23 protein-coding genes are annotated in these 24,025 nt (G+C 69.0%); 13 read left to right on the forward strand and 10 right to left on the reverse strand.

The features are described from left to right. Positions 1-25: 25 nt before the first annotated feature. The 3 genes from glgP (at position 26) to HHL11_RS14300 (ending at position 3,479) form a co-directional block, all read left to right on the forward strand. A complete protein-coding gene (glgP, locus tag HHL11_RS14290; RefSeq protein ID WP_169419020.1) occupies positions 26-1,717 on the forward strand; it encodes an alpha-glucan family phosphorylase in 1,692 nt (563 codons plus the stop codon). 339 nt (positions 1,718-2,056) lie between these two features. Then, positions 2,057-2,353 (forward strand): hypothetical protein, encoded by a 297-nt coding sequence (locus HHL11_RS14295; RefSeq protein ID WP_169419021.1) that lies wholly within the window; start codon positions 2,057-2,059, stop codon positions 2,351-2,353. A 70-nt stretch (positions 2,354-2,423) separates the two neighbouring features. Continuing rightward, on the forward strand, positions 2,424-3,479 hold the full coding sequence (locus HHL11_RS14300) for a DMT family transporter (RefSeq protein ID WP_169419022.1): 1,056 nt from the start codon (positions 2,424-2,426) through the stop codon (positions 3,477-3,479). Here the strand turns inward: HHL11_RS14300 and HHL11_RS14305 are convergent. After that, the gene (locus HHL11_RS14305; RefSeq protein ID WP_169419023.1) at positions 3,476-4,429 is read right to left on the reverse strand and encodes a glycerophosphodiester phosphodiesterase; all 954 of its coding nucleotides are present in this window, start codon (positions 4,427-4,429) and stop codon (positions 3,476-3,478) included. The two genes, HHL11_RS14300 and HHL11_RS14305, sit on opposite strands and share 4 nt — an antisense overlap. 111 nt (positions 4,430-4,540) lie before the next feature. On the opposite strand from HHL11_RS14305, the gene HHL11_RS14310 reads away from it, so the two are divergent. The 3 genes from HHL11_RS14310 to HHL11_RS14320 all read left to right on the forward strand — a co-directional run bounded on the left by HHL11_RS14310 (position 4,541) and on the right by HHL11_RS14320 (position 9,557). Next, entirely contained in the window at positions 4,541-6,235 is a 1,695-nt protein-coding gene (locus HHL11_RS14310) for a long-chain fatty acid--CoA ligase (protein WP_169419024.1), read from the forward strand. A gap of 110 nt (positions 6,236-6,345) precedes the next feature. Beyond that, the gene (locus HHL11_RS14315) at positions 6,346-7,854 is read left to right on the forward strand and encodes an ATPase domain-containing protein (RefSeq protein ID WP_169419025.1); all 1,509 of its coding nucleotides are present in this window, start codon (positions 6,346-6,348) and stop codon (positions 7,852-7,854) included. Further along, the gene (locus tag HHL11_RS14320; protein ID WP_169419026.1) at positions 7,851-9,557 is read left to right on the forward strand and encodes a response regulator; all 1,707 of its coding nucleotides are present in this window, start codon (positions 7,851-7,853) and stop codon (positions 9,555-9,557) included. Before HHL11_RS14315 ends, HHL11_RS14320 begins: the two co-directional genes overlap by 4 nt. A gap of 29 nt (positions 9,558-9,586) precedes the next feature. On the opposite strand, the gene argF is transcribed toward HHL11_RS14320, so the two are convergent. After that, positions 9,587-10,513 carry an ornithine carbamoyltransferase gene (gene argF / locus HHL11_RS14325; protein ID WP_169419027.1) on the reverse strand — a complete coding sequence of 309 codons (927 nt, stop codon included), beginning with the start codon at positions 10,511-10,513 and terminating at the stop codon, positions 9,587-9,589. Continuing rightward, positions 10,510-11,703, reverse strand: coding sequence for an aspartate aminotransferase family protein (locus HHL11_RS14330; RefSeq protein WP_169419028.1), 1,194 nt, complete (start codon positions 11,701-11,703; stop codon positions 10,510-10,512). Before HHL11_RS14330 ends, argF begins: the two co-directional genes overlap by 4 nt. A gap of 274 nt (positions 11,704-11,977) precedes the next feature. On the opposite strand from HHL11_RS14330, the gene HHL11_RS14335 reads away from it, so the two are divergent. Beyond that, positions 11,978-12,301: a DUF3579 domain-containing protein gene (locus HHL11_RS14335; RefSeq protein WP_169419029.1), complete on the forward strand. Its 324-nt coding sequence runs from the start codon at positions 11,978-11,980 to the stop codon at positions 12,299-12,301. Positions 12,302-12,305: 4 nt separating this feature from the next. Here HHL11_RS14335 and HHL11_RS14340 read toward each other — a convergent pair whose 3' ends face one another. Further along, positions 12,306-13,004 carry a PAS domain S-box protein gene (locus HHL11_RS14340; RefSeq protein ID WP_169419030.1) on the reverse strand — a complete coding sequence of 233 codons (699 nt, stop codon included), beginning with the start codon at positions 13,002-13,004 and terminating at the stop codon, positions 12,306-12,308. A gap of 125 nt (positions 13,005-13,129) precedes the next feature. On the opposite strand from HHL11_RS14340, the gene HHL11_RS14345 reads away from it, so the two are divergent. Then, positions 13,130-13,351: a hypothetical protein gene (locus HHL11_RS14345; RefSeq protein WP_169419031.1), complete on the forward strand. Its 222-nt coding sequence runs from the start codon at positions 13,130-13,132 to the stop codon at positions 13,349-13,351. A gap of 129 nt (positions 13,352-13,480) precedes the next feature. On the opposite strand, the gene rpsT is transcribed toward HHL11_RS14345, so the two are convergent. Then, positions 13,481-13,780: a 30S ribosomal protein S20 gene (gene rpsT, locus HHL11_RS14350; RefSeq protein WP_169419032.1), complete on the reverse strand. Its 300-nt coding sequence runs from the start codon at positions 13,778-13,780 to the stop codon at positions 13,481-13,483. A gap of 116 nt (positions 13,781-13,896) precedes the next feature. On the opposite strand from rpsT, the gene murJ reads away from it, so the two are divergent. Next, positions 13,897-15,450 (forward strand): murein biosynthesis integral membrane protein MurJ, encoded by a 1,554-nt coding sequence (gene murJ / locus HHL11_RS14355; RefSeq protein WP_169419033.1) that lies wholly within the window; start codon positions 13,897-13,899, stop codon positions 15,448-15,450. 55 nt (positions 15,451-15,505) lie between these two features. Next, positions 15,506-16,357, forward strand: coding sequence for a SirB1 family protein (locus tag HHL11_RS14360; protein WP_169419034.1), 852 nt, complete (start codon positions 15,506-15,508; stop codon positions 16,355-16,357). Here the strand turns inward: HHL11_RS14360 and HHL11_RS14365 are convergent. The 5 genes from HHL11_RS14365 to purM all read right to left on the reverse strand — a co-directional run bounded on the left by HHL11_RS14365 (position 16,354) and on the right by purM (position 21,040). Then, on the reverse strand, positions 16,354-17,106 hold the full coding sequence (locus HHL11_RS14365) for a ParA family protein (protein ID WP_169419035.1): 753 nt from the start codon (positions 17,104-17,106) through the stop codon (positions 16,354-16,356). The two genes, HHL11_RS14360 and HHL11_RS14365, sit on opposite strands and share 4 nt — an antisense overlap. A 75-nt stretch (positions 17,107-17,181) precedes the next feature. Then, the gene (locus tag HHL11_RS14370; protein ID WP_169419036.1) at positions 17,182-18,162 is read right to left on the reverse strand and encodes a GlxA family transcriptional regulator; all 981 of its coding nucleotides are present in this window, start codon (positions 18,160-18,162) and stop codon (positions 17,182-17,184) included. Next, complete coding sequence (locus HHL11_RS14375; RefSeq protein WP_169419037.1) at positions 18,159-18,728, reverse strand: isochorismatase family protein; 570 nt, start codon at positions 18,726-18,728, stop codon at positions 18,159-18,161. The genes HHL11_RS14370 and HHL11_RS14375 overlap by 4 nt, the downstream gene beginning before the upstream one ends. A gap of 94 nt (positions 18,729-18,822) precedes the next feature. Beyond that, positions 18,823-19,998: an MFS transporter gene (locus HHL11_RS14380; protein ID WP_169419038.1), complete on the reverse strand. Its 1,176-nt coding sequence runs from the start codon at positions 19,996-19,998 to the stop codon at positions 18,823-18,825. A gap of 7 nt (positions 19,999-20,005) precedes the next feature. Further along, on the reverse strand, positions 20,006-21,040 hold the full coding sequence (gene purM / locus HHL11_RS14385) for a phosphoribosylformylglycinamidine cyclo-ligase (RefSeq protein WP_169419039.1): 1,035 nt from the start codon (positions 21,038-21,040) through the stop codon (positions 20,006-20,008). Positions 21,041-21,143: 103 nt separating this feature from the next. Between purM and hda the strand changes: the two genes are divergently transcribed. Genes hda through pcnB form a run of 3 tightly spaced genes read left to right on the forward strand, consistent with a single transcriptional unit; the run spans position 21,144 to position 24,024 of the window. Beyond that, positions 21,144-21,818 carry a DnaA regulatory inactivator Hda gene (hda, locus tag HHL11_RS14390; protein ID WP_169419040.1) on the forward strand — a complete coding sequence of 225 codons (675 nt, stop codon included), beginning with the start codon at positions 21,144-21,146 and terminating at the stop codon, positions 21,816-21,818. Beyond that, complete coding sequence (locus tag HHL11_RS14395; protein ID WP_169419041.1) at positions 21,815-22,486, forward strand: HAD family hydrolase; 672 nt, start codon at positions 21,815-21,817, stop codon at positions 22,484-22,486. The genes hda and HHL11_RS14395 overlap by 4 nt, the downstream gene beginning before the upstream one ends. Then, positions 22,483-24,024 (forward strand): polynucleotide adenylyltransferase PcnB, encoded by a 1,542-nt coding sequence (gene pcnB, locus HHL11_RS14400; RefSeq protein WP_169419042.1) that lies wholly within the window; start codon positions 22,483-22,485, stop codon positions 24,022-24,024. The genes HHL11_RS14395 and pcnB overlap by 4 nt, the downstream gene beginning before the upstream one ends. The last annotated feature ends 1 nt before the right edge of the window (position 24,025 follow it).

Genomic DNA, 24,025 nt, shown 5'->3' on the forward strand with positions numbered 1-24,025 from the left:
GAGGTGCCCATGCCATGATGGCGTGATGGATGACCCGTCCGCGGCGCTGCCACGCATCGCCTACTTCTCGATGGAGATCGCCCTCGAGGACGACGTGCCCACGTACAGCGGCGGCCTGGGCGTGCTGGCCGGCGACATGATGCGCAGCGCCGCCGACCTGGGCGTGCGCATGGTGGGCGTCACGCTCGCCAGCCGCGCCGGTTACTTCCGCCAGGAGATCGTCGACGGCCACCAGGTGGAACACCCCGCCTCCTGGGAGCCCGCGCAGCGCGCGCGGCGGCTGGCCTGCAAGGTGGTGGTGACCATCGGCACGCGCGAAGTGTGGGTCGGCGGCTGGGAATACGAGGTCAGCACCTCGTGCCGCCAGACCGCGAGCGTGCCCGTGATCCTGCTGGATACCGACCTGCCGGAGAACCGCGAGGAGGACCGCGCGCTCACGCACTTCCTGTACGGCCAGGACGCCAGCTACCGCTTGCGGCAGGAGATCGTGCTGGGCGTGGGCGGCGTGCGCATGCTGCACGCGCTGGGCATCCCGGTCCACAAGTACCACCTGAACGAAGGCCACTCCGCGCTGCTGGCGCTGGAGCTGCTGCGCGAACGCGGCGCCGCCGCGGCCAGCGGCCGGGCCCTGGAGCTCGCGGTGGAGGCGGTGCGGGTGCAGTGCGTGTTCACCACGCACACGCCGGTGGAAGCGGGCCACGACCAGTACGAGCACCAACTGGTGGAAGAACAGCTCGGGGGCCTGGTCGTCGCGACGCTGCTGCGCCAGTTAGGCGGCGGCGCACGCTTCAACCTGACGCGGCTGGCGCTGGCCCTGTGCGGCTGGGTCAACGGCGTGGCCGATCGCCACGCCGAGACCTCACGCGCGCTGTTCCCCGGCTACGACGTGCATGCCGTCACCAATGGCGTGCATGCGCTCACGTGGACGTCGCTGCCCATGCAGCTCGTTTTCGACCATCACATCCCCAAGTGGTGCCACGAGCCCGAGCTGCTGGTGCGCGTGCTGTCCGTGCCCGATGCGGAGGTGGTCGCGGCCCACGCGCAATCGCGCCAGCGGCTGCTGCACACCGCGGCGCGCTACCCCGGGGGTGCGGCCTTGCAGCCGCAGCGCATGACGCTCGGTTTCGCGCGCCGCATGACCGATTACAAGCGTCCCGGCCTGCTGTTCTCCGACCTCGAAAGGCTGCGTGCACTGGCCAGGCGCTGGCCGCTGCAGGTGCTGGTGGCGGGCAAGGCGCATCCGCACGACGAACCCGGCAAGCGCCACATCGCAAAGTTGCTGGAGTGGGCGCGGCAGCTGGAAGGCGAGGTACCGGTGGTCTTCCTGCCCGATTACGGCGTGAGCCTCGCGCGGCAGCTGGTGGCCGGCGTCGATGTCTGGCTCAACACGCCGCTGCCGCCGCTGGAAGCCTCGGGCACCAGCGGCATGAAGGCGGCCCTCAATGGCGTGCCGAGCCTGAGCGTGCTCGATGGCTGGTGGCTGGAAGGCTGGGAAGAGGGCGTCACGGGCTGGGCGATCGGCGCCGACGGCGACCAGGACGCCGGGCGGCACGCGGCCTCGCTCTACGACAAGCTCGAAACCGCGGTGCTGCCCGCCTGGCATGCGGCGGACGGCCGCTGGGCGCACATCATGAAGTCGGCGATCGCGCGCAACGGCTCGTACTTCAACAGCCACCGCATGCTGCGGCGCTACGCGGCGGAAGCGTACTGGAACTAGGCGGCCGCCACCATCTCGCGGCACTCGCTGGCGCAGAGCCGGCAAGCTTTCGGCGCACTGCTGGCAATGGTCCATGTCGTGCTGGCCGCATTCGTCCGCGCAGGCCTGGTATTCCTCGTATTTCTCGTGCGATGGCATAGGGCCAGTCTACGAACGCGAGTCCTTGTCGAGCCCGCGCGATTGCAATCGCTTACGCCAAGGCCGGCTTCGGCGCAGGACATTTCCTACAGCCCGTGCGGCGCCTTCTCCGACACGCCGCCAAGGCTGGGCTTCCTACAGTGGAGGCTTCCGCCGGCCGCGCCGGCATCACCCCCACGGAGCTCGAGAGAGGACACGCCCATGAACGCCGAAACCGCCAGCAACCCGTTTCCCACCAGTGCCGACACCACCCAAGGCGGCAGCAGCTCCGGCGCGTCCGGCCTGAACGGCGACGTCAATCGCGTGCGCAAGATGGCCCAGACCCTGCACGAAGCCGTGGACACCCTGGAGCAGAAGCTGGGCACCAGCAGCGACAAGATGATGAGCCTGCAGCAGGAATACGGCGACATGGCCCGCGAGCAGGTGCGCGCCAACCCGCTGGCTGCGCTGGGCATCGCCTTCGCCGCCGGCTTCGTGCTGGCGAAGATCTTCCGCTGAAGCGCGCGGGCCCGCCCGCACCCCGTGAACTGCCGGGCCCGCGCCCGGCAGTCCCGTTTAGGATCGCCGCATGCGATCGACTCCGCCCCCCGGCGTGGCCGCGGCCCTGGCGGCCGCCCTGCTGTTCGGCGCCGCCGCGCCGCTGGCCAAGCTGCTGCTGCAGACCATCGGTCCCTGGCTGCTGGCCGGCCTGCTTTACCTCGGATCCGGCCTCGGCCTGGCGCTGCTGCGCCGGCTGCAAGCGGGCGAGCGCGTGCGGCTGGCGCCCGGCGAATGGCCCTGGCTGGCCGGCGCCATCGCGGCCGGTGGCGTCGCCGGGCCGGTGCTGCTGATGCTCGGACTGGCGCACCTGCCCGCTGCCCAGGCCTCGCTGCTGCTCAATGCCGAAGGCGTGCTGACGGCGCTGCTGGCCTGGTTCGTCTTCCGCGAGAACGTCGACCGCCGGGTGGCGCTGGGCATGGCCTGCATCGTCGCCGGCGGCCTGGCCCTGGCCTGGCCGGCGCAGGGCGCCGGCGCGGTGGCCTGGGGCCCGATGCTGCTGGTGGTCGGCGCCTGCGCGGCCTGGGCGATCGACAACAACCTGACGCGCAAGGTGGCGCTGGCCGATGCGTCCTGGATCGCGATGGTCAAGGGCCTCGCTGCCGGCGTCACCAATCTCGCGCTGGCCTTGGCGCTGGGCGCGCACTGGCCCGCGCCGAACTTCGTGCTGGCCGCCGGCGTGCTGGGCCTGCTGTCCTATGGCGTGAGCCTGGTGCTGTTCGTGCGCGCGCTGCGCCACCTGGGGACCGCGCGCACCGGCGCCTACTTCTCGGTGGCGCCCTTCTTCGGCGCGCTGCTGGCCGTGGCCTTGCTGGACGAGCCGCTGACAGCCAAGCTGGCGGCCGCCGCGCTGCTGATGGGCCTGGGCGTGTGGCTGCACCTGACGGAGCGCCACGAATACCGCCACGCGCACGAGGCGACGGTCCACGAGCACGAACACGTGCACGGCGCCGGTGACGAGCACCACGCGCATGAACACGAGCCGCCGGTGCCGCCCGGCACGCGGCATTCACACCGGCACGAACACGTGCCGCTGGTGCATGCGCATCCGCACTACCCGGATGCGCACCACCGGCACGACCATTAGGGCGCGGGCGCCGGCAGCGTCATGCCACGGCGCGCCATCGCCTCGCGCAGCCGGTCGGGGTAGTCGCTGATGATGCCGTCGACGCCCCAGGCCAGCAGGCGGTCCATCTCCGCCGGCTCGTTGACGGTCCAGGGCAGCACCTTCAGTCCGAGCGACTGCGCTTCGCGCACCAGCGGCTCGGTCAGCGCGCCGCTATTGGGCGACCAGATGGCGCCGCCGGCGGCCTTCACCATCTTCGGCACGCTGCCGTAGTCCTCCAGCTTCAGGCCCGCGGTCCAGGCCGGGTCGCGGGTGTTGTCGCTGTTGCGGGTCTGCACCGTGAGGTAGGCCGTGGGGATGGCGGGTTCCAGCTTCTGCGCCAGCTGCAAGGTGCGCCAGTCGAAGCTCTGGACGGTCACGCGGTCCTGCAGGCCCGCCTCGCGCACCGCGGCCAGCAGGGCCTTCGTCACCACCTCCGGCGGGTCCGAGTCTTCGGGGTGGTCGGGGTAGACCTTGGTTTCGATGTTGAAGCGCACCAAGGCCCGCCGCGAGCGCGCCAGCTCGAACACCTGCTTCAGCGTCGGCACCCGCGCGCCGTCCTGCGGCTGCTGGCTCGGGAAGGTCTTCGCATAGCTGGTGTCGGGGCGGATGCGGCCCACGTCATACGCCTGCAGCTGCGCGAGGGTGAGCGAGCGGATCAGCGGCCCGCGCTTGCCTTCCAGCCATTGGCCCGCCGCATCGCGGGTGTGGATCGGGTTGAGGAAGGGGTCGTGCGAGACCACCAGCACGCCATCGGCTGTCATCGCGACGTCCAGCTCCAGCGTGTCAACGCCGATGGACATGGCGCGGCCGAAGGCGGGCAGGGTGTTCTCGGGCGCCAGGCCGCGCGTGCCGCGATGGCCCTCGAGGTCGAAGGCCCCGGTGGAAGCGGCGCACGCGAGGCCGAGCACGAAGGCGAAGGGTTTCAGCATCGCGCGATGCTAAGGCAGGCGCCGGTCGCCAATGTGACCGGCCTTGGGAGCTTCCCGGATGCCGGCCCGCGGCTCGCGGGCTACCCTGCGCCCGAAGGAACCCTAGGACCCATGGACCGCCCGCACTACAAGTTCTGGCCCAAGCGCCTGCCCCATTCCCTGACCGTCCCGGCCACTTCGCTGTGGGACAACCTGGCGACCAGCGCCCGCCGCTACCCGCACAAGCCAGGGCTGGTGTTCTTCGATCGCGTCACTTCGTATGCGGAGCTGCAGCGCCAGGCCGAGCTCCTGGCCGCGCGCCTGCATGCGCTGGGCGTGCGCAAGGGCGACCGGGTGCTGCTGGACATGCAGAACTGCCCGCAGCTGGTGATCGCCCATTTCGCCATCCTGCGCGCCAACGCGGTGGTCGTCCCGGTGAATCCGATGAACCGGGCCGAGGAGCTCAAGCACTACATCACCGATCCGGACGCGAAGGTGGCCATCACCACCGGCGACCTGGCGGCGGAGATCGCCAAGGCCGACGCGCAGCTGCCGGAAGCGCAGCGCCTGCGGCACCTGGTCGTCACGCAGTTCACCGATGCCTTCGACCCGGCTTCGCCGGACGGCGGACCGATGCCTGCGGCCTGGCGCGACTGGCTGCTCACGCGCCATCCGCTGCCGCAGCTCGCGAGCGGCGAGGTGCACGCCTGGACCGCGGCACTGGACAACAGCCTGCCGCTGCCGCCGCTGGAAGTGGGGCCCGCCGACCTCGCCGTGCTGCCCTATACCAGCGGCACCACCGGCAATCCCAAGGGCTGCATGCACCCGCACCGCAGCCTGATGCACAACGCGGTGGCCAGCGCCACCTGGGGCAACGGCACCTGCGAGACCGTGGCGCTGGTCGTGGTGCCCATGTTCCACATCACCGGCATGGTCAGCGCGATGCAGGCCTGCATCTACATGGGCGCGAGCATCGTGCTGATGCCGCGCTGGGACCGCGACGTCGCCGGCTGGCTCATCTCCAATCGCAAGGTCACGAGCTGGACCAACATCCCGACGATGGTCATCGACCTGATGGCCAGCCCGAACTTCGCGAACTACGACCTCTCCAGCCTGGTCCACATCGGCGGTGGCGGCGCGGCGATGCCGCAAGCGGTGGCGCAGCGGCTGCTGGAGCAGTTCGACCTGCGCTACGTCGAAGGCTATGGCCTCACCGAGACCGCTGCGCCCTCGCACAGCAATCCCTCCGATGCACCCAAGCAGCAATGCCTGGGCATCCCCTTCATGAGCTGCGACGCGCGCGTGGTCGACCCCGAAACGCTGCGCGAGCTGCCGCCCGGCGAGCAGGGCGAGATCATCATGCACGGCCCGATGGTGTTCGACGGCTACTGGAAGCGGCCGGAAGCAACGGCCGCCGCCTTCGTCGAATTCGAGGGCAAGCGCTTCTTCCGCTCCGGCGACCTCGGGCGCACTGACGAAGACGGCTACTTCTTCCTCACCGACCGCCTGAAGCGGATGATCAATGCCGCCGGCTTCAAGGTGTGGCCGGCCGAAGTGGAAGCGCTGATGTTCAAGCACCCGGCCATCCAGGAAGCCTGCGTCATCGCTGCCCACGACGCCTACCGTGGCGAGACCGTCAAGGCCATGGTGGTGCTGCGGCCCTCGCACAAGGGCCAGGTGAGCGAGCAGGACATCGTCGACTGGTGCCGGGAAACGATGGCCGTCTACAAGGCGCCGCGCATCGTGCAGTTTGCGGAGGCGCTGCCCAAGAGCGGCAGCGGCAAGGTGATGTGGCGGGCCTTGCAGGAAGCCGAGGCGAAACACTGATCAGGAGCGAAAGTCGCTCAGCGATGTCGGACTCGGACTACACCTTGGGCCGAAAGCAACCGTTACGATGGCCGGGCAGCCTCCCCTGAGTTCGTGGCTGTTCGCACTGGATGAGACGACACCGCCCTATTGACGGCCTGCCGATCCAGGAACGCGCCTCGACCGGGATCCCCGGCCTTGACGACGTCCTGGGCGGAGGCATTCCCCTTAATCACCTGTACCTGATCGAAGGCAATCCAGGCTCGGGCAAGACCACGCTCGGCCTGCAGTTCCTCCGGCAGGGCGCAGACGCCGGCGCGAAGGGCTTGTACGTCACGCTCTCCGAAACGGCGGAAGAACTGTGCACCGTCGCGGCCTCGCATGGCTGGACGACCAACGACATCGAAATCTTCGAACTGGTCAGCAGCGAGGGCCTCGGCCCCGAGGCGGAGCAGTCGATCCTGCATCCTTCCGAGATCGAACTGGGCGAGACGGTGCACCGCGTGATGAAGGCGGTCGGCGAGCTGCGGCCCAGCCGGGTCGTTTTCGACAGCTTGTCGGAAATGCGCCTGCTGGCACAGAACCCGCTGCGCTATCGGCGCCAGGTGCTGGCGCTGAAGAAGTTCTTCGCGGCGCAGGGCTGCACCGTGCTGCTGCTCGATGACCTCTCCGGCAAGGACAGCGAGTTGCAGCTGCACAGCATCGCGCACGGCGTCATCAACCTGGAGCAGTCCGTCGACCAGTACGGGCCCGAGCGTCGCCGGCTGAATGTCGCGAAGATGCGCGGCATCAAGTATCGCGGCGGCGAGCACGATTTCGTGCTGGACACCGGCGGCCTCGCCGTGTTCCCGCGGCTGGTCGCCGCGGAGCACCGCATGGCGTCGCACGCCCGCATCGCCAGCACCGGCCTCCTGAAGCTCGACGCACTCATGGGCGGCGGCCTGGCCTGCGGCAGCAACACCTTGTTCTGCGGCCCGTCCGGCGTGGGCAAGACCACCACGGCCATGGCCGTGACGCTAGCGGCCCTGCGGCGCGGCGAGCGGGCGGCCTACTACCTGTTCGACGAAGGCCTGTCCACGCTCGTGATCCGCTCCAAGGCGCTGGGCATCGACATCGAGGAATACGTCCTCACCGGCCAGCTGCAGGTGATTCCGCTGGACCCCGCCGAAGTGTCGCCGGGCGAGTTTGCGCACATGGTGCGGCACGCGGTGGAAGAGGACGACTGCAAGATCGTGGTGATCGACAGCCTCAACGCCTACCTGCAGGCCATGCCGGGCAGCCGCTACCTGATGCTGCAGATGCACGAGCTGCTGACCTACCTGAACAACCTCAACGTGGTCACCATCCTGATCCTGGGCCAGCACGGCCTGGTGGGCGAGACGCGGGCCGATGTGGACATGAGCTACCTGAGCGACGGCATCCTGTTGTTCCGCTTCTTCGAGGCGCGGGGCCAGCTGTTGAAGGCCGTGTCGATGGTGAAGAGCCGCACCAACCATCACGAGCAGACGATCCGGGAGTTCCGCATGGCGCCCGGCGGCATCGAGGTGGGGCAGGAGCTGAGCGACTTCGAAGGCGTGCTGACGGGCGTGGCGGCCTACCGCGGCGAGACCGCGCTGCTGGGCGACAGGGGCGCGAAGTGAACGACCTGCGCGTCCTGATCCACGCCCCGCGCGGCCGCGATGCGGTCGTCGTCCACGGGGTGCTCGAACACCAGGGCATCACCGCCCAGGTCTGCGAGAGCCGCGACGAATTGATGGATTGCCTGGAGCAGGGCGCTGCCAGCGTCATCCTCACCGAGGAGGCGCTGGCCGAACTGCTGGCGGACAACCGGCTCATGCAATGGCTGCAGCAGCAGCCGCCCTGGTCCGACTTCCCCTTCGTGGTGCTGGCCACCAAGCGCGAGGGGCGGCGGCCCGAGAAGGATTTCCACAGCCTGCACAGCCTGGGCAACCTGGTGGTGCTGGAGCGCCCGCTGAACGCCGAGACACTGGCCAGCGCCGCCGAGTCGGCCGTGCGCGCGCGCCGCCGCCAGTACGCTGCGCGCGAACACCTGCAGGAGTTGAGCGGCACGCGCGGCGAACTGCAGCGCTTGAACAGCGAGCTCGAGGATCGCATCCTCACCCGCACCCGCGAGCTGGCCAGCGCCAACGACCGCCTGATGAAGGAGATCAACGAGCGCGAGCGGGCCCAGGCCGCGCTCACGCAGGTGCAGAAGATGGAGGCGATCGGCCGCCTCACGGGCGGCATCGCCCACGACTTCAACAACCTGCTGCACGTGGTCAACATGAACCTCGAGCTGGTCTCCCTCTATGCCAAGGAGGAGAAGGTCAAGCCCGTGGTGGAGCGCGCCAAGAGCGCGTCCCGGCGCGGCGCGCGCCTGACCAACCAGCTGCTGTCTTTCGCCCGCAGCCAGTCGCTGCTGCCCAAGCTGACGCACGTGAACCAGCTGCTCAATGGCATGCGCGACCTGCTGGAGATCTCGGTCGGTTCCGGGGTGGAAGTGCAGTTCGACCTGTGCGAGGAAGACGCCGCCGTGGTGCTGGACCCGGGCCAGCTGGAGATGGCGATCCTGAACCTCGCCGTGAACTCCAAGGATGCGATGCCCGAAGGCGGCAAGCTGGCCATCGCCACCGGCACCCGCTACTTCGACACCGACGAGCGCGACCTGCCGGCCGGCGACTACGTGCTGCTGACGATCACGGACAACGGCACGGGCATCGCGCCCAACATCCTGGCCAAGGTGTTCGATCCCTTCTTCACGACCAAGCCGGTGGGCCGGGGCACGGGGCTGGGCCTGAGCCAGGTGTACGGCTTCGCCCGGCAGTCGGGCGGCATCGCGCGCCTGCGCAGCGTGGAAGGCCAGGGCACCGTCGTCGAACTGCTGTTCCCGCAGGCCGATAGCGAGGCCGAGGAGCCGACGTCCATGCGCAACCAGGAACCCGCGGTGCCGGCCCAGGCCGGGAGCTGCCACATTCTGGTGGTGGAGGACGACCCCGACGTGCGCCGCGTGATCGTCGAGTGCCTGAGCCTGATCGGCTACCGCGTGACCGAAGCCGCCAACGGCCACGAGGCGCTGCAGCAGCTGGAAACCATCAAGCCAGACCTGCTGGTGGTGGACTATGCGATGCCGGACATGACCGGCGCGGAAGTCATCTCGGAAGCGCGCAAGAGGATCGGCGACATCCCGGTGATCCTGGCCACGGGCTACGCCGACATGGCGGCCGTGGAGCGCCTGGCCGGTCGCCCGCGCATCCTGCGCAAGCCTTTCGACATCGCGCAGCTGGGCGATGCGGTGGCTTCGGTGCTGGACGAGGTCAAGGAACGCGAAGCTGCGAACCTGTAGGGTGCGCAGCTCGCTGCGCACCGCCAACGTCAATCGTCCACTTTTCCTAGCAGCAGGAACTCCATCAGCGCCTTCTGCACGTGCATGCGGTTCTCCGCCTCGTCCCACACCACGGACTGCGGGCCGTCGATCACGTCGGCTTCCACTTCCTCGCCGCGGTGCGCGGGCAGGCAGTGCATGAAGAGGGCGTCGGGCTTGGCCACCTTCATCATTTCAGTGTCGACGCACCATTCGGCGAAGGCCTTGCGGCGCGCCTCGTTCTCGGCCTCGAAGCCCATGCTGGTCCACACGTCGGTGGTCACCAGGTCGGCGCCGCGGCAGGCTTCCATCGGGTCGCGGAACACCTTGTAGCTGTCGCGGCTGCGGATGCCGGCGATGTCCTGGTCCACCTCGTAGCCGGTGGGCGTGCTCACGTGCACGGTGAACCCGAGCAGCTCCGCCGCCTGCAGCCACGTGTTGGCCATGTTGTTGCCGTCGCCGACCCAGGCCACCACCTTGCCCTGGATCGAGCCGCGGTGCTCGATGTAGGTGAAGATGTCCGCCAGGATCTGGCAGGGATGGAACTCGTTGGTGAGGCCGTTGATCACCGGCACCCGCGAGTGCTCGGCGAAGCGCTCGATCTTGTCCTGGCCGAAGGTGCGGATCATCACCATGTCCACCATGCGGCTGATCACCTTGGCGCTGTCCTCGATCGGCTCCGAGCGTCCCAGCTGGCTGTCGCCGGTGGTGAGGTGCACCACCGAGCCCCCCAGCTGGTACATGCCCGCCTCGAAGCTCACGCGGGTGCGCGTGGAAGCCTTCTCGAAGATCATGGCCAGCGTGCGGTCGGCCAGCGGGTGGTACTTCTCGTACTTCTTGAACTTGCGCTTGATCTCGCCGGCGCGCTTGAACACCCAGGCGTGCTCCTCCGCCGAGAAATCCGTGAACTGCAGGAAATGGCGAATCGTCATGGTCATTGCGCCAGGAAGTCCTTGACCAGCGGCACCAGGATCGCGATGACCTGGTCCGCCTCGGCCTCGGTCATGATGAGGGGCGGCAGCAGGCGGATGACGGTGTCGGCCGTGACGCTGATCAACAGGCCGGCGTCGCAGGCGCGTTGCGTCAGCACCGAGCAGTTGCGGGCCAGTTCGACGCCGATCATCAGGCCCTGGCCGCGCACTTCGACCACGCCGTCGAGGTTGCCCAGCTCGCGCTGCAGCGCGCCCTTCAGGTGGGCGCCGACGCGCGCGGCGCTTTCCAGCAGGCCGTCTTCTTCCATGATGCGGATCGTCTCCACGCCGGCCCGCATGGCCAGCGGGTTGCCGCCGAAGGTGGTGCCGTGGTTGCCTGGCTGGAAGATGTTGGCGGCCTTGGGGCCGGCCACCACCGCGCCGATCGGCACGCCGGAGCCCAGGCCCTTGGCGAGCGGCATCACGTCCGGCACGATGCCGGCCCACTGGTGCGCGAACCACTTGCCGGTGCGGCCCATGCCGCACTGCACTTCGTCGATCATCAGCAGCCAGTCCTTCTGGTCGCACAGGGCGCGCACCTGCTTCAGGTAGTCGATGCGCATCTGGTTGATGCCGCCTTCGCCCTGGATCGTCTCGAAGAACACGGCGACGACGTTGGGGTTGCCCTCGGTGGCCTGCTTCAGCGCGTCGATGTCGTTCAGCGGCACGCGGATGAAGCCTTCCACCAGCGGGCCGAAGCCCTGCTGCACCTTCTCGTTGCCGGTGGCGGACAGCGTGGCGATGCTGCGGCCATGGAAGGCTTTCTCGTAGACCACGATCTCGGGGCGCTCGATGCCCTTGTCGTGCCCGAACTTGCGCGCCAGCTTGATCGCCGCCTCGTTGGCTTCCAGGCCGGTCGAGCCGAAGAACACGTTGGTCATGCCCGAGAGCTCGACCAGCTTGGCCGCCAGCTTCTCCGCGTTGGGCACGTGGTAGTAGTTGCAGCTGTGGATGATCTTGGAGATCTGGTCCTGCAGGGCCGGCACCAGCTTGGGGTGGTTGTGCCCCAGGGTGTTCACGGCGATGCCCGCCAGCGCATCCAGGTATCGCTTGCCGTTGACGTCCCAGACGTGCACGCCCTGGCCGTGCGACAGCGCGATCGGCAGGCGGCCGTAGGTGTTCATGGTATGGGGCGAGGAAGCCTCGATCTGGGCCATGGAAGTCAACCTTTCAGCATCACAAATGAAAAGCGGCTCAACGCGGGCCCCGTGAAGCTGGCTTCACGGGCTCCTGTGACGTGAGCCGTTGAAGTGCAATTGTAGGCACACGGCTTGCGATGGTTGTTTGACAATTCCGCATCACACCGATGCCCCCTCGCCGCGGGGGTGGTGCCCGGCGGTGGCTGCGAGGCTGAACTCTTATATAAGATAGAATACTTGTGCAATGCAGCAAGGACTACCCGTCCCATCCGCTGCAGCACGACTCCCACCCATGGTCTCCAGCGACGCCAAAGAAGTCTTCATCCAGGGCATTACCCGCGCAGGGCGGACTTTCCGGCCCAGCGACTGGGCCGAGCGCCTGGCCGGCGTCATGAGCCAGTTCCGTCCGGGCGGCGCCCAGCCCGGCTCCCACCTCAGCTACTCGCCCTGGTGCGTGCCCACGGTCATCAACGGCATCAAGTGCGTGATCGTCAACAGCGAACTGCGCAAGGCCGAGCCCATGGCCTGGGACTTCGTGCTGAACTTCGCCAAGGACAACGACCTGCAGGTGGGCGAGGCCTGCCTGCTGCCGGAAGACCGGCAGCCGCGGGCCTAGGTTCCTAGTCGCAGACCTCGATCCGCTGGTAGACGCGGTAGCCCACGCCGCGCACCGTGGCCACCGGCAACTGCAGGCCGCAGGCCTGTTCCACCTTGCGGCGCAGCCGCCGCATCTGGGTGTCCAGCCGACGCTGGTCGTATTGCAGGTAGTCCTCGCCGAGCGCCTTCACGATCGCCTGCCGGCGCACGCATTCGCCGCCCGTGGCCAGGGCCAGCAGCACCGTGTGGTCCTGCGCCGAAAGCGGTACGGCCGACAGGCCGGGCGGGACCAGGCGCGGCGGCGCGCTGCCCAGGCGCCACGCCGGTCCGGTGTCGGCGGCCGGCAAGGTCTCGGCCATCGCCGCGGCCTCGCTGCGATGGGTGATGTCGCGTGCGACCGCGACGCGCACACCGTCTTCCGGGTACCAGCGCGCGGACCACATGATGTGGACCAGGCGGCCGTCCTTGCGCACGTAGCGGTTCTCGAAGTGGCGCTGCAGGTAGCCGTCCATGATGCGGTCCACCGCCTGCAGCGTGCGCTGGCGGTCGCCTTCGTAGACGAATTCGATCATGCGCTTGCCGAGCATCTCGTCGGGCCGGTAGCCGAAGATGGCCTCGCAGGCGCCGCGGATGGCGAGGAAGTGCCCTTGCTCGTCGACGGTGCAGATGGCGTCGAGGAGGAGGTCGGTGATGTCGGCCGGTGGGCCGTCCTGCGGATTCATGGCTCGTGTACTGCGAGGTCCGGCGCTCAGGTTTGCTCAGGCTCGGTCGCATTGCGCCGCCTACCATCGCGGGGGATCACCGTGCACTCTAGCAAAAGCACGGGCACGCCGGACGTCGGGAAGCCATGAAGAAGTTGCAGCAGGGTCGGGTCGACCGGGAGTTCGAAGCCTGGGAGCGGTTGCGCCGCGAGCTCTACGCCTGCGAGGCCCGCTGGGCCGCCACCGAAACGCTGGTGGGCGACAGCCGGCGGGTCGCCGTGCTGCAGGACGAGGTCACGCGCCTGCGCTGTGCGCTCGACGAGGTGTTCGGGCGGGCGATGGCGGCGCTGGAAGAGGCGCAGTCCTAGGGGCCAAGCCCTTCCGGAGCGCCCAAGAAAAAACCGCCCGAAGGCGGTTTTCCTTTTTTGCTTTGCTGGCAGCGCACCCGGTTCAAACGGCGTGAAGCTTGCGCCTCACGTGCTTGCCCGACTGGTTCGTCAGGCGGCGGCCTGCAGGCCCTTGACCCTGGCGGACAGACGGCTCTTGTCGCGCGAGGCCTTGTTCTTGTGGAAGATGCCCTTGTCGGCAACCGTGTCCACGATGGATTGCGCCTTGGCGAAGAGTTCGGTCGCCTTGGCCTTGTCACCGGCGGCGACGGCCTTCTCGACGTTCTTCACGGCGGTGCGGTACTTGGAGCGCAGCGAGGTGTTCGCGGCGTTCAGCTTGACGTCCTGGCGGGCGCGCTTGCGGCCGGATGCCAGGCGGGGGTTCTTCTTCTTGGGTTTTGCAGAAGCCATGGTGTGTTCCTTACTTGTCTGAGGATGATGCCAGCAAAGCCCACCATTATAGCCCGCCGGCGTTCCCTGGCCGGGGAGGGGGCTTCAGGGTGGACCGCCGGGCTAAACTCGGGCCAGTGAGTCTGTTCAAAGCCGCATCCACCGTCTCCCTCCTCACCCTGGCTTCCCGCGTCACCGGCCTGTTCCGGGACGTGCTGATGGTTTCGGTGTTCGGCGTCAACGCCCTGACGGACGCGTTCTACGTCGCCTTCCGCATCCCCAACCTGTTCCGCCGGGTGTTCGGCGAGGGCGCCTTCAGCCAGGCCTTCGTGCCGGTGCTGGCGGGCTGCCGGGCCACCGAGGGCGACCAGGGCGCCAAGGTGCTCGTCGACCACGTCTCCACCGTGCTGCTGTGGACGCTGGTGCTGCTGTGCCTCGCCGGCGTGGTGGGCGCGCCGCTGCTGGTCTGGGCCCTGGCCAGCGGGCTGAAGGAATACGACGCCGCCGTCGTCATGACGCGCGTGATGTTCCCCTATATCGGCTTCATGTCGCTGGTGGCACTGGCGGGCGGCATCCTCAACACCTGGAAGAAGTTCGCCGTGCCGGCGGCCTCGCCGGTGCTGCTGAACGTCACGCTGATCCTGTCCATCCTGCTGGGCGTGCCGCTGTTCCGGCGGCTGGGCATCGAGCCGATCTACTCGCAGTGCGTGGGCGTGATGGTGGGCGGCATCCTGCAGCTGGCCTGCCAGCTGCCGGCGCTCAGGCGCATCGGCATGCTGCCGCGCATCGGCCTGGCGGCCGCGAGCCTGAAGGCTTCGATGAACGACCCGGCCACCCGCAAGATCCTGCGGCTGATGCTGCCGGCGCTGCTGGGCGTGAGCGTCGCCCAGATCTCCCTGCTGATCAACACGCAGATCGCGTCGCACCTGGCGGCGGGCAGCGTGAGCTGGCTCAATTCGGCCGACCGGCTGATGGAGTTCCCGACCGCCATGCTGGGCGTCGCGCTGGGCGTGGTGCTGATGCCCCAGCTGGCCGCGGCGCGCGCCAGCGGCGATGAGGACCGTTACTCGGCCATGCTGGACTGGGGCCTGCGGCTGGTGGTGCTGGCGGCCGTCCCCTGCTCGGTGGCGCTGCTGGTGTTCGCGCGCCCGCTGGTCGCCACGCTGTTTCACTACGGCGCCTTCAAGGACAGCGACGTGGAGCAGGTCGCGCTGGCGCTGGCCGGCTACGGCACCGGACTGCTGGGCCTGGTGGCCATCAAGGTGCTGGCTCCGGGCTACTACGCCAGCCACGACATGAAGACGCCGATGCGCATCGCGATCGTCGCCCTGGTGACCACGCAGCTGCTGAACGTCGCGCTGGTGCCCTGGCTGAAGCATGCGGGCCTTGCGCTCTCCATCGGTCTTGGGGCGCTGGTGAACTCGGGCCTGCTGCTGGCCGGCCTGTTGAAGAAGGGCCGCTACCGCCCGCACCCCGGCTGGCCCATGTTCGCCCTCCAGGTGTTCGCCGCCACCGCCTTGCTGGCCGTGTTCCTGATGTGGGCCAACGGCAGCCTGCCCTGGGTGGCCTGGCGCGCCGAGCCCTTCAAGCGCATCGGCGCGATGGCGCTGATGATGGCCGCGTCCGGTGTCCTGTACTTCGGTGCGCTGCGCATCGGGGGATTGAAGCTGCGCCAATTTGTCACTCGCTGAGGTTGCACTGCAACGCTGGCTTGACGCTCATTGGCCCGTCCATTAAAAAGAACGCATGACCATGCAATTCGCAGCGCCGACGGCTCTGGAGTATTTCCGGATGCTGGTGCAGAGCGACGAGCACTTCCCCTTGCTCGAAGCCGCGGCCAGCGTGGCCCAGGATGAATACCCCGATCTCGACCTGCAGGTGGTCCTCGGCGACGTCGACCAGCTGCTGGCCCGCCTGAAGCGCCGCATCCCCGCCGATGCTGCCGCCCTCCAGCGCCTGCGCACGCTGAACCAGTTCTTCTTCCGCGACCTCAGTTTCGGCGGCAACGTCAACGACTACTGCGACCCGGACAACAGCTACCTGAACGTGGTGCTGCGCACGCGGCGCGGCATCCAGATCTCGCTGGCCGTCCTCTGGATCGAGCTGGCCCAGGGCATCGGCCTGCATGCCCGCGGCGTCTGCTTCCCCGGCCACTTCATGGTGAAGGTGAACCTGCCGAAGGGGCAGGTGGTGATCGACCCGTTCACGGGCCAGTCGCTGTCACGCGAGGAACTGTCGGAACGGCTGGAGCCGTACAAGCGGCGCAGCGGGCTGGTCGATGAATTCGAGGTGCCGCTGGGCCTCTACCTGCAGGCCGCGCCGCCGCGCGACATCCTGGCGCGCATGCTGCGCAACCTGAAGGAGATCCATCGTGCGCAGGAGGACTGGCAGCGCTTGATCGCCGTGCAGAACCGCCTGCTGGTGCTGCTGCCCGACGCCTGGGCCGAGTACCGCGACCGCGGCCTCGCGCATGCGGAGCAGGGCCACACCGAGATGGCGGTGGACGACCTCGAGACTTACCTGGTCCACGCGCAGGACGCGCTGGACATCGACGCGATCGCGGATCGGGTCGCGGACCTGCGCCGCGCGAAGCACTAGGCCGCGCGGGACAGCACTCCGGAATTGAGCGGCCTCGCTCCGGCCAGCACGCCCGCCAATCGGCTCGGCGGCTGCGCTTTCAGGATCTCGCGCGGGGTTTCCTTCACCACCGGCGGCGGGTTCAGCACCGGCTTGAGCCAGTCGAGGATAGTCTTCCACTGCGCCAGGTCGGTGGCGACCTGGCTCGGTTGCAGGTCGAACAGGGTCAGCCCGCGTTCGAGGCAACGCACGTAGTTCTGCGTCTCGCGCAACAGCCCCGGCATTTCCAGGTTGCGCTGCTGCGCCCAGTCCTTCAGCACTTCGCCGGCGTTGGTGCGGCCGTCCACGCGCATGCCGATGGCGGCCAGCTTGCACTGGCCCTTGGCCGTGCGCGGCAGCGTCATCAGCTCCGCATGGCAGGCGGCGGCGGACTCGCGGTCGAAGAGGGACGGGCAGACCGGCAGGATGATGGCATCGGCGAACATCACGATGCGCGCGAGTTCGAAGCCGTGCAAGCCACCCGGCGTGTCGAGGACCACGTGCGTGATGCCGGTGGGCACCCGCAGCACGTTCTTCTGGTCGATGGCCCAGGGCGCGATGCCGGGCAGCGACGGATCGCGCCGGCGCAGCCAGCCGCGGCTGGACTGCTGGCGATCGATGTCCCCCAGCATGACGGAATGGCCCTGGCGGGCGCACCAGGCAGCGACATGGGCCGCGAAGGTGCTCTTGCCGCTTCCTCCCTTGCGGTTGACGACGGCGACGACGGGCATGACAGTTCCCCTCCCAACGAGCAGCCCACTATGGACCGATTCGGCTCAGCCGTCCAGCAGCGAAGGGCTTATCTGCTAGAAGTTTTGTAGCGTTGCAACGCCAACGGAAGGCGTTCCCGCCAGCCCGAACTGCCGCCAGGCGCGGCGCAGCTGGGTGTCGGAGCTGAAACCGGCCACTTCGGCCGCCTGCGTGACGTTGCGCCCGGCGGCCAGCGCCGCCTCCGCCAGCGACAGGCGGATACGACGAAGGTATTGCAGTGGCGCCACCCCCGCGTGTTCCAGGAACAGGCGCGTCAGGTGCCGCGGCGAGGTGTGGCCGATGCGCGCCATGCGCGGCACGCTCCATTCCGCCTGGGGCTCGGCGCCGATGGCGTCCTGCACACGGTGCAACACCGGGTGGATATGGCTGCGATAGGCCAGGAAGGGCGACAGCTCCGGGTCGTTCGGCCCGCGCCGCAGCGCCACCACCATGGTCTGGGCCACTTCCGCCGCCACCGCCGGGCCGCAGCTTTCGGCGACCAGGTGCAGGGCGAGGTCGATGCCGGTCGTGATGCCGGCGCTGGACGCCACGCCGCCATCGAGCACGAACACGCGGTTGGACACCACCTCGCAGCCGGGCGCGACGCTGCGCAGTTCCTCCAGGTGTTGGTGGTGGGTGGTGGCGCGCCGTCCCTGCAGCAGGCCGGCATGGGCGGCGAGCAGCGCGCCGGCGCAGATGGTGACCAGCCGGATGCGCGGCAGCGCTTCCTGCAAGCCGGCCAGCCAGCGGATCGCGGCGCGGGCCGGCGGCGCCGACACGTCCACCGTCTTTCCGGCCAGGCCCACCAGCACCAGCCAGCTGCCGTCCGCCACGTGCGCCGGCAGCGGCTCCACGCCGGCGACCGGAAGGCCGACCGAAGTCGGCATGCTGTCCTGCGGCCCCACGTAGCGCAGCTTGAACCGCGGCGGCTGGCCGCGCGCGGCCAGCACCTGGTTGGCGATGCGCAGCGCCTCCGCCGGCCCGGCCCAGTCCAGGACCAGGGCGCCGGGGAGCAGCAGGAACAGCACTTCCGTCATTGAGCCTCGGTCACGAGCCGGTCGGCCACCTGGGCCACCGTGCAGATGCGGGCAAAGCGGTCCTTCAGCACCGCCGCCGTGCGGGCCTGGAGCATGGCCACCGTCAGCGGCGAGCCGTCTTCGTGCTGCATGTCGAAGCTGTGGGTGGCCTCGGTCACGAAGTCCACCTGCCAGCCCAGGTCGGACGCGTGGCGGGTGGTCGTCTCGCAGCATTGCTCGGTGCGGATGCCGCTCACGATCAGCCGGCCGATGTTGTTCTGCGTGAGCCAGACGTCCAGGCCGGTGCCGACCAGCGCGCTATGGCGGCGCTTGACGAAGGTGGCTGCCGGTTCGACCGCCGCCAGGCCTTCCATCGGCCGGACGTGGCCGGACTCCATGGCGAAGGGATTGCCGGGGACGGCCGGGCCGTCGCTGTGCAGGATGCGCACGATCGGCACGCCGGCCTGCTGGCAGGCCGCGATCAATGCGTTCTGCTTCTCGAGGTAGGCGGGCAGGGCTTCCGCCCGGAAGTAGGGACGGTGCCGGAAGGATTCCTGCACATCGATCAGAAGCAGACAGCTTTTCATGGGGCCCTCGCGACCTTGGAAGTGGATGACGGGACGAATTCTTCCCCGGAAGCGGCCGGCGCGCCAGTCCGGCACCGGACCGGCGTCGATCAGTTTAGGACATGCGCCGGAAGGCCAGGAGCAGCAGCGTCGCCACGCTCAGCCCCGCTCCGGCGAGGAAAGTGCTGGGAGCTCCAACGTGTTCCCACAGCCATCCGGCGAGCCCGCTCGCCAGCAGCAAGGCGATGCCGCTCGCCAGGTTGAACATGCCGAAGGCGGTCCCGCGCAGTTGCGCCGGCGCAGTGTCGGCGACCATCGTGGCCAGCAGGCCCTGGGTCATCGCCATGTGCAGGCCCCATAGCGCGATGCCGCTCCACAGCAACCCGCCGTGGTTGGCGGACGCCAGCAGCAGGTCGGCCGCGACCAGCACCACCAGGCCGGTGGCGAGCAGGCCGCGATGGCTCATGCTGTCGGCGAGCTTGCCCAGCGGATAGGCACCCAGCGCATAGACGACGTTCATGACGATCAGCACCAGCGGCACCCAGTGCAGCGCCAGGCCGCCCTGCTGCGCCCGCAGCACCAGGAAGGCTTCGCTGAAGCGCGCCAGCGTGAACAGCGCGCCGACCGCCGCCACCCACCAGAAGGCCGGCGGCAGCAGGCGCAGGTTCTCGCGCGAGATCGGGTTGCCGCGTTGCTGCCGCTGCGACGACGGCGGCTCGTGGACGCCGGCCAGCAGCACCGCCACCGACAGGAAGGCCGGCACCACCGCAATCCAGAACACCAGCCGGATGTTGTCGGCCCACAGCAGCATGAAGGCGATCGCCAGCAGCGGGCCGGTGAAGGCGCCCACCGTGTCCAGCGCCTGTCGCAGGCCGTAGGCGGCGCCGCGTTGTTCGGCCGGCACGAAGTCGGCCACCATCGCATCGCGCGGCGCGCCGCGGATGCCCTTGCCGACGCGGTCGATCAGCCGCGCGGCGACCACCATGCCGGTGCCTGTGGCCAGCGCGAACAGGGGCTTGGTGACGGCGGCCAGCCCGTAACCGAGCAAGGCCAGCGGCTTGCGCCGGCCGATCCAGTCGCTCCAGACCCCGGAAAAGACCTTCACCACCAGCGCCGTGGCCTCGGCGGCGCCTTCCAGCAGGCCCACCGTGACCATGCTGGCGCCGAGCGTGGTGACGAGGAAGACGGGCAGCAGGCTGTGGATCAGCTCCGAGGAGACGTCCATCAGCAGGCTGGTGAAGCCCAGCGCCCAGACGCCCGCGGGCAACTTCGCCGCGGCGCGCTGCTGCATCGGAGGGTCAGCCGACCGTGACCTGGGCGCCGTCGCCGCGCGGCGCGATCCGGCCGATGTCGTGCACCTGTTCGCCCTGGGCGCGCAGCGTGTCCGCAACCGCCTGCGCTTCCGCGGGCGCCACCACGACGACCATGCCGATACCGTTGTTGAAGGTCCGGTTCATCTCGAAATCGTCGATGGCGGCCGTCTTCTGCAGCCAGGCGAAGAGCTCGGTCTGGGGCCAGCTGCCCTTGCGCAGCTGGGCGGCCAGGCCGTCCGGCAGCACGCGGGGGATGTTCTCCAGCAGGCCGCCGCCGGTGATGTGGGCCAGGGCCTTGATGCCGGCGTGCTGCGCCAGCGCGGCCAGCACCGGCTTCACGTACAGGCGGGTCGGCTCCATCACGGCTTCGCGGAAGGGCTTGCCGTCCAGGGTGGCCGGCAGCTGGGCGCCGGCGCGCTCGATGCACTTGCGCACCAAGGAGAAGCCGTTGGAATGCACGCCGCTGGACGCCAAGCCCAGCACCACGTCGCCTGCCTGGACATCGCGGCCGGTCAGGATCTTGGACTTTTCGACGGCGCCGACCGCGAAACCGGCCAGGTCATATTCACCGGCCGGGTACATGCCCGGCATTTCAGCGGTTTCGCCGCCGATCAGGGCGCAGCCGCTCAGCTCGCAGCCGCGGGCGATGCCGCCCACCACGGCGGCGGCGGTGTCCACGTCCAGCTTGCCGCAGGCGAAATAATCCAGGAAGAACAGCGGCTCGGCGCCCTGCACCAGCACGTCGTTGACGCTCATGGCCACCAGGTCGATGCCCACCGTGGAATGCATGTTCCACTCGAAGGCCAGCTTCAGCTTGGTGCCCACGCCGTCGGTGCCGCTCACCAGCACCGGCTCCTGGTAGCGCTTGGGCACCTCGAACAGGGCGCCGAAGCCGCCGATGCCGGCCAGGACGCCTTCGCGCATGGTCTTTTTCGCCAGCGGCTTGATGCGTTCGACCAGGGCGTCGCCGGCGTCGATGTCGACGCCCGCGTCCTTGTAGGAGAGGGGGGTGGAGTTCATGGAGTTGGGGTGAGCCGAGCCCGGGTAGCGCCGGCCGATAGAATTTGCGGTCGATTTTACTTGGCCGGGTCCATGCGCCCGGCTTCTGCCCCTCCTCCTTCCCGTGAAGCAGCTTGCCCTCGATATCGGACTCGCCCGCGCGCCCAGCCTGGCGGGTTTCCTGGCCGGCCCCAACGAGGCCGCCTGGAAACACCTGCAGCTCTGGGTGGGCAGTCCCACCCGCTCGCCGGTGCCCACCTACCTCTGGGGCGCCTCCGGCAGCGGCAAGACGCACCTGCTGCGGGCGGTGGAAGCCAGCCTGCGCGAAGCAGGCGCCCTCGTCGGCTGGCTCGACCCCTCCATGGCGGAGCCGCCGCCCTTCGACGAACGCTGGGCGGTGGTGCTGATGGACGAAGTCCACCTCTATTCGGCCGTGCAGCAGCACGCCGCCTTTTCGTATTTCGTGCAGGCGCAGGCCCTGCAGCGCGGCGTGCTGGCCGCCGGCCTGTTGCCGCCGGCCCAGCTGCAGCTGCGCGAAGACCTGCGCACCCGCCTGGGCTGGGGCCACGTGTTCCAGCTGCAGGTGCTGAGCGAGCCGGAGCGGCGCGCCGTGCTGCGGCAGGCCGCCGACGCCCGCGGCGTCTTCCTGAGCGACGAGGTGATGGATTTCATCCTGTCCCGCTTCTCGCGCGACCTGGACAGCCTGCTGCAACTGCTGGACCACCTGGACGCCTACGCGCTGCAGACCCAGCGGGCCATCACCATCCCCCTGATCCGTTCCATGTTGGAGAACGAATGAGCAAACCCAAGGTCGCATTGTTCGACCTGGACCACACGCTGCTGCCGCTGGATTCCGATTACAGCTGGGGTGAGTTCACCCAGCAGATCGGCTGGACCGACCCGGTCCGGTTCAAGCGCCGCAACGACGAGTTCTACGCCCACTACGTGGCCGGCACGCTGGACATCCACGACTACGTGCGTTTCGCCGTCGAGGCCATGCGCGAGCGCGGCGAGGCTGCCTATCGCGAGGCGCACCAGCGCTTCATGCAAGACTGGATCCTGCCGCTGCGCCCCGATGCCATGGAGCTGGTGCGGGAGCACCAGCAGGCCGGCGACCTGGTCGCCATCGTCACCGCCACCAACGAGCTGGTGACGGCCCCGATCGCCGCCGCTTTCGGCGTGCCGGAGCTGATCGCCGTCCAGCTGGAGCGCGGCAAGGACGGCTGGATCACCGGCGAGATCGCCGGCGTCCCGTCCATGCGGGAAGGCAAGGTCGTCCGCGTCGAGGCCTGGCTCAAGCAGCGCGGCCTGGACTGGCTCGATGTCGAAACCACCTTCTATTCCGATTCCACCAACGACCTGCCGCTGCTGGAGCAGGTCGACCACCCGGTGGCGACCAATCCGGACGCGCGGCTGCGTCCCATCGCCCTGGAGCGCGGTTGGCGCATACTCGACCTGTTCCAATGATCAAGAAATTCATCGCCAATCTGCTCGGCGGCGGCGCCAAACCCAAGTTCGGCAAGCGCCAGGAAGTGGGGCCCGAGGAGCACGGCATCGATCCCACCCTGGTCGATGAGCGCGCCCTCAACGTGGTGCACACGCTCAAGGAAGCCGGCTTCGAGGCCTACATCGTGGGCGGGGCCGTGCGCGACCTGTTGCTGGGGCTGCGGCCCAAGGACTTCGACGTGGCCACCAGCGCCACGCCGGAGCAGGTGAAGGGCCTGTTCCGCCGCGCCTTCATCATCGGCCGGCGCTTCCGCATCGTGCACGTGGTCTACGGCCGCGGGCGCGAACACGAGGTGATCGAGGTCTCGACCTTCCGCGCCAACCTCGACTCCGCCGCCGCCGAGGCGGTGAGCGGCAACGAGCGCACCAGCAAGAACGAGCTGGCCGGCATGAAGCACGCGGTGGACGCGAGCGGGCGGGTGCTGCGCGACAACGTCTGGGGCCCGCAGGAAGAAGACGCGGCGCGCCGCGACTTCACCATCAACGCCATGTACTACGACCCCGAGCGCCGCATCGTGGTCGATTACCACAAGGGCATCCAGGACGCCAAGAAGCACACGCTGCGCATGATCGGCGACCCGGCGGCCCGCTACCGCGAAGACCCCGTGCGCATCATCCGCGCCGTGCGCTTCTCGGCCAAGCTGGCCGCGCTGGGCTTCAAGTTCGAGGCCAAGAGCAAGGCGGCGCTGCTGCCCAACCTGCCGCTGCTCGCCGACGTGCCGCAAAGCCGCCTGTTCGACGAGATGCTGAAGCTGCTGCAGACGGGCCACGCGATCGCCACGATCGAGCAGCTGAAGACGCTGGGCATGGCCCGTGGCATCTATCCGCTGCTGGACCTGATCGTCGAGCGCGCCGCGCAACCCTTCGTGCGCGCCGCGCTGCAGGACACCGACCGCCGCGTGGGCGAGGGCAAGCCGGTGGCTGCCAGCTTCCTGCTGGCCAGCGTGCTGTGGGCCGACGTGCGCGACGGCTGGTCGCAGCGCCTGGCGCGCAAGCAGCATCCTTTCCCGGCGCTGCAGGAAGCGATCGACGAAGTGTTCGATGCGCGCATCGGCGACATCTCGGGCCGCGGCAAGCTGGGCGCCGACATGCGCGAGATCTGGATGATGCAGCCGCGTTTCGAGAAGCGCACCGGCACCACGCCCTTCAGCCTGGTGGAGCAGCCGCGCTTCCGCGCCGCCTTCGACTTCATGCGCCTGCGCGCCGACGTCGGCGAGGTCGACGTGGTGCTGGCCGACTGGTGGCAGGAATTCAGCCTGGCGAGCGACACCGTCCGCGAGGACCTGGTGATGCAGCTGCGCGACGAGCAGCAGAAGGGCCAGCGCCGCGTGCGCGCGCCGCGGCCTCCGGCGCCGCCGGCGGAAGCATCCGGCGCGCAGCCGGAAACGGCGGCCGCCGAAGGCGAGGGCAGCGGCGACGCGCCGCGCAAGCGCCGGCGCCGCCGCCGCAAGCCCGCCGGTGCGGGTGGCGGCGACCAGGCCGGCGACCGCGCGTCCTGAT

The organism is Ramlibacter agri (assembly GCF_012927085.1).
Taxonomy (GTDB): Bacteria; Pseudomonadota; Gammaproteobacteria; order Burkholderiales; family Burkholderiaceae_C; genus Ramlibacter; species Ramlibacter agri.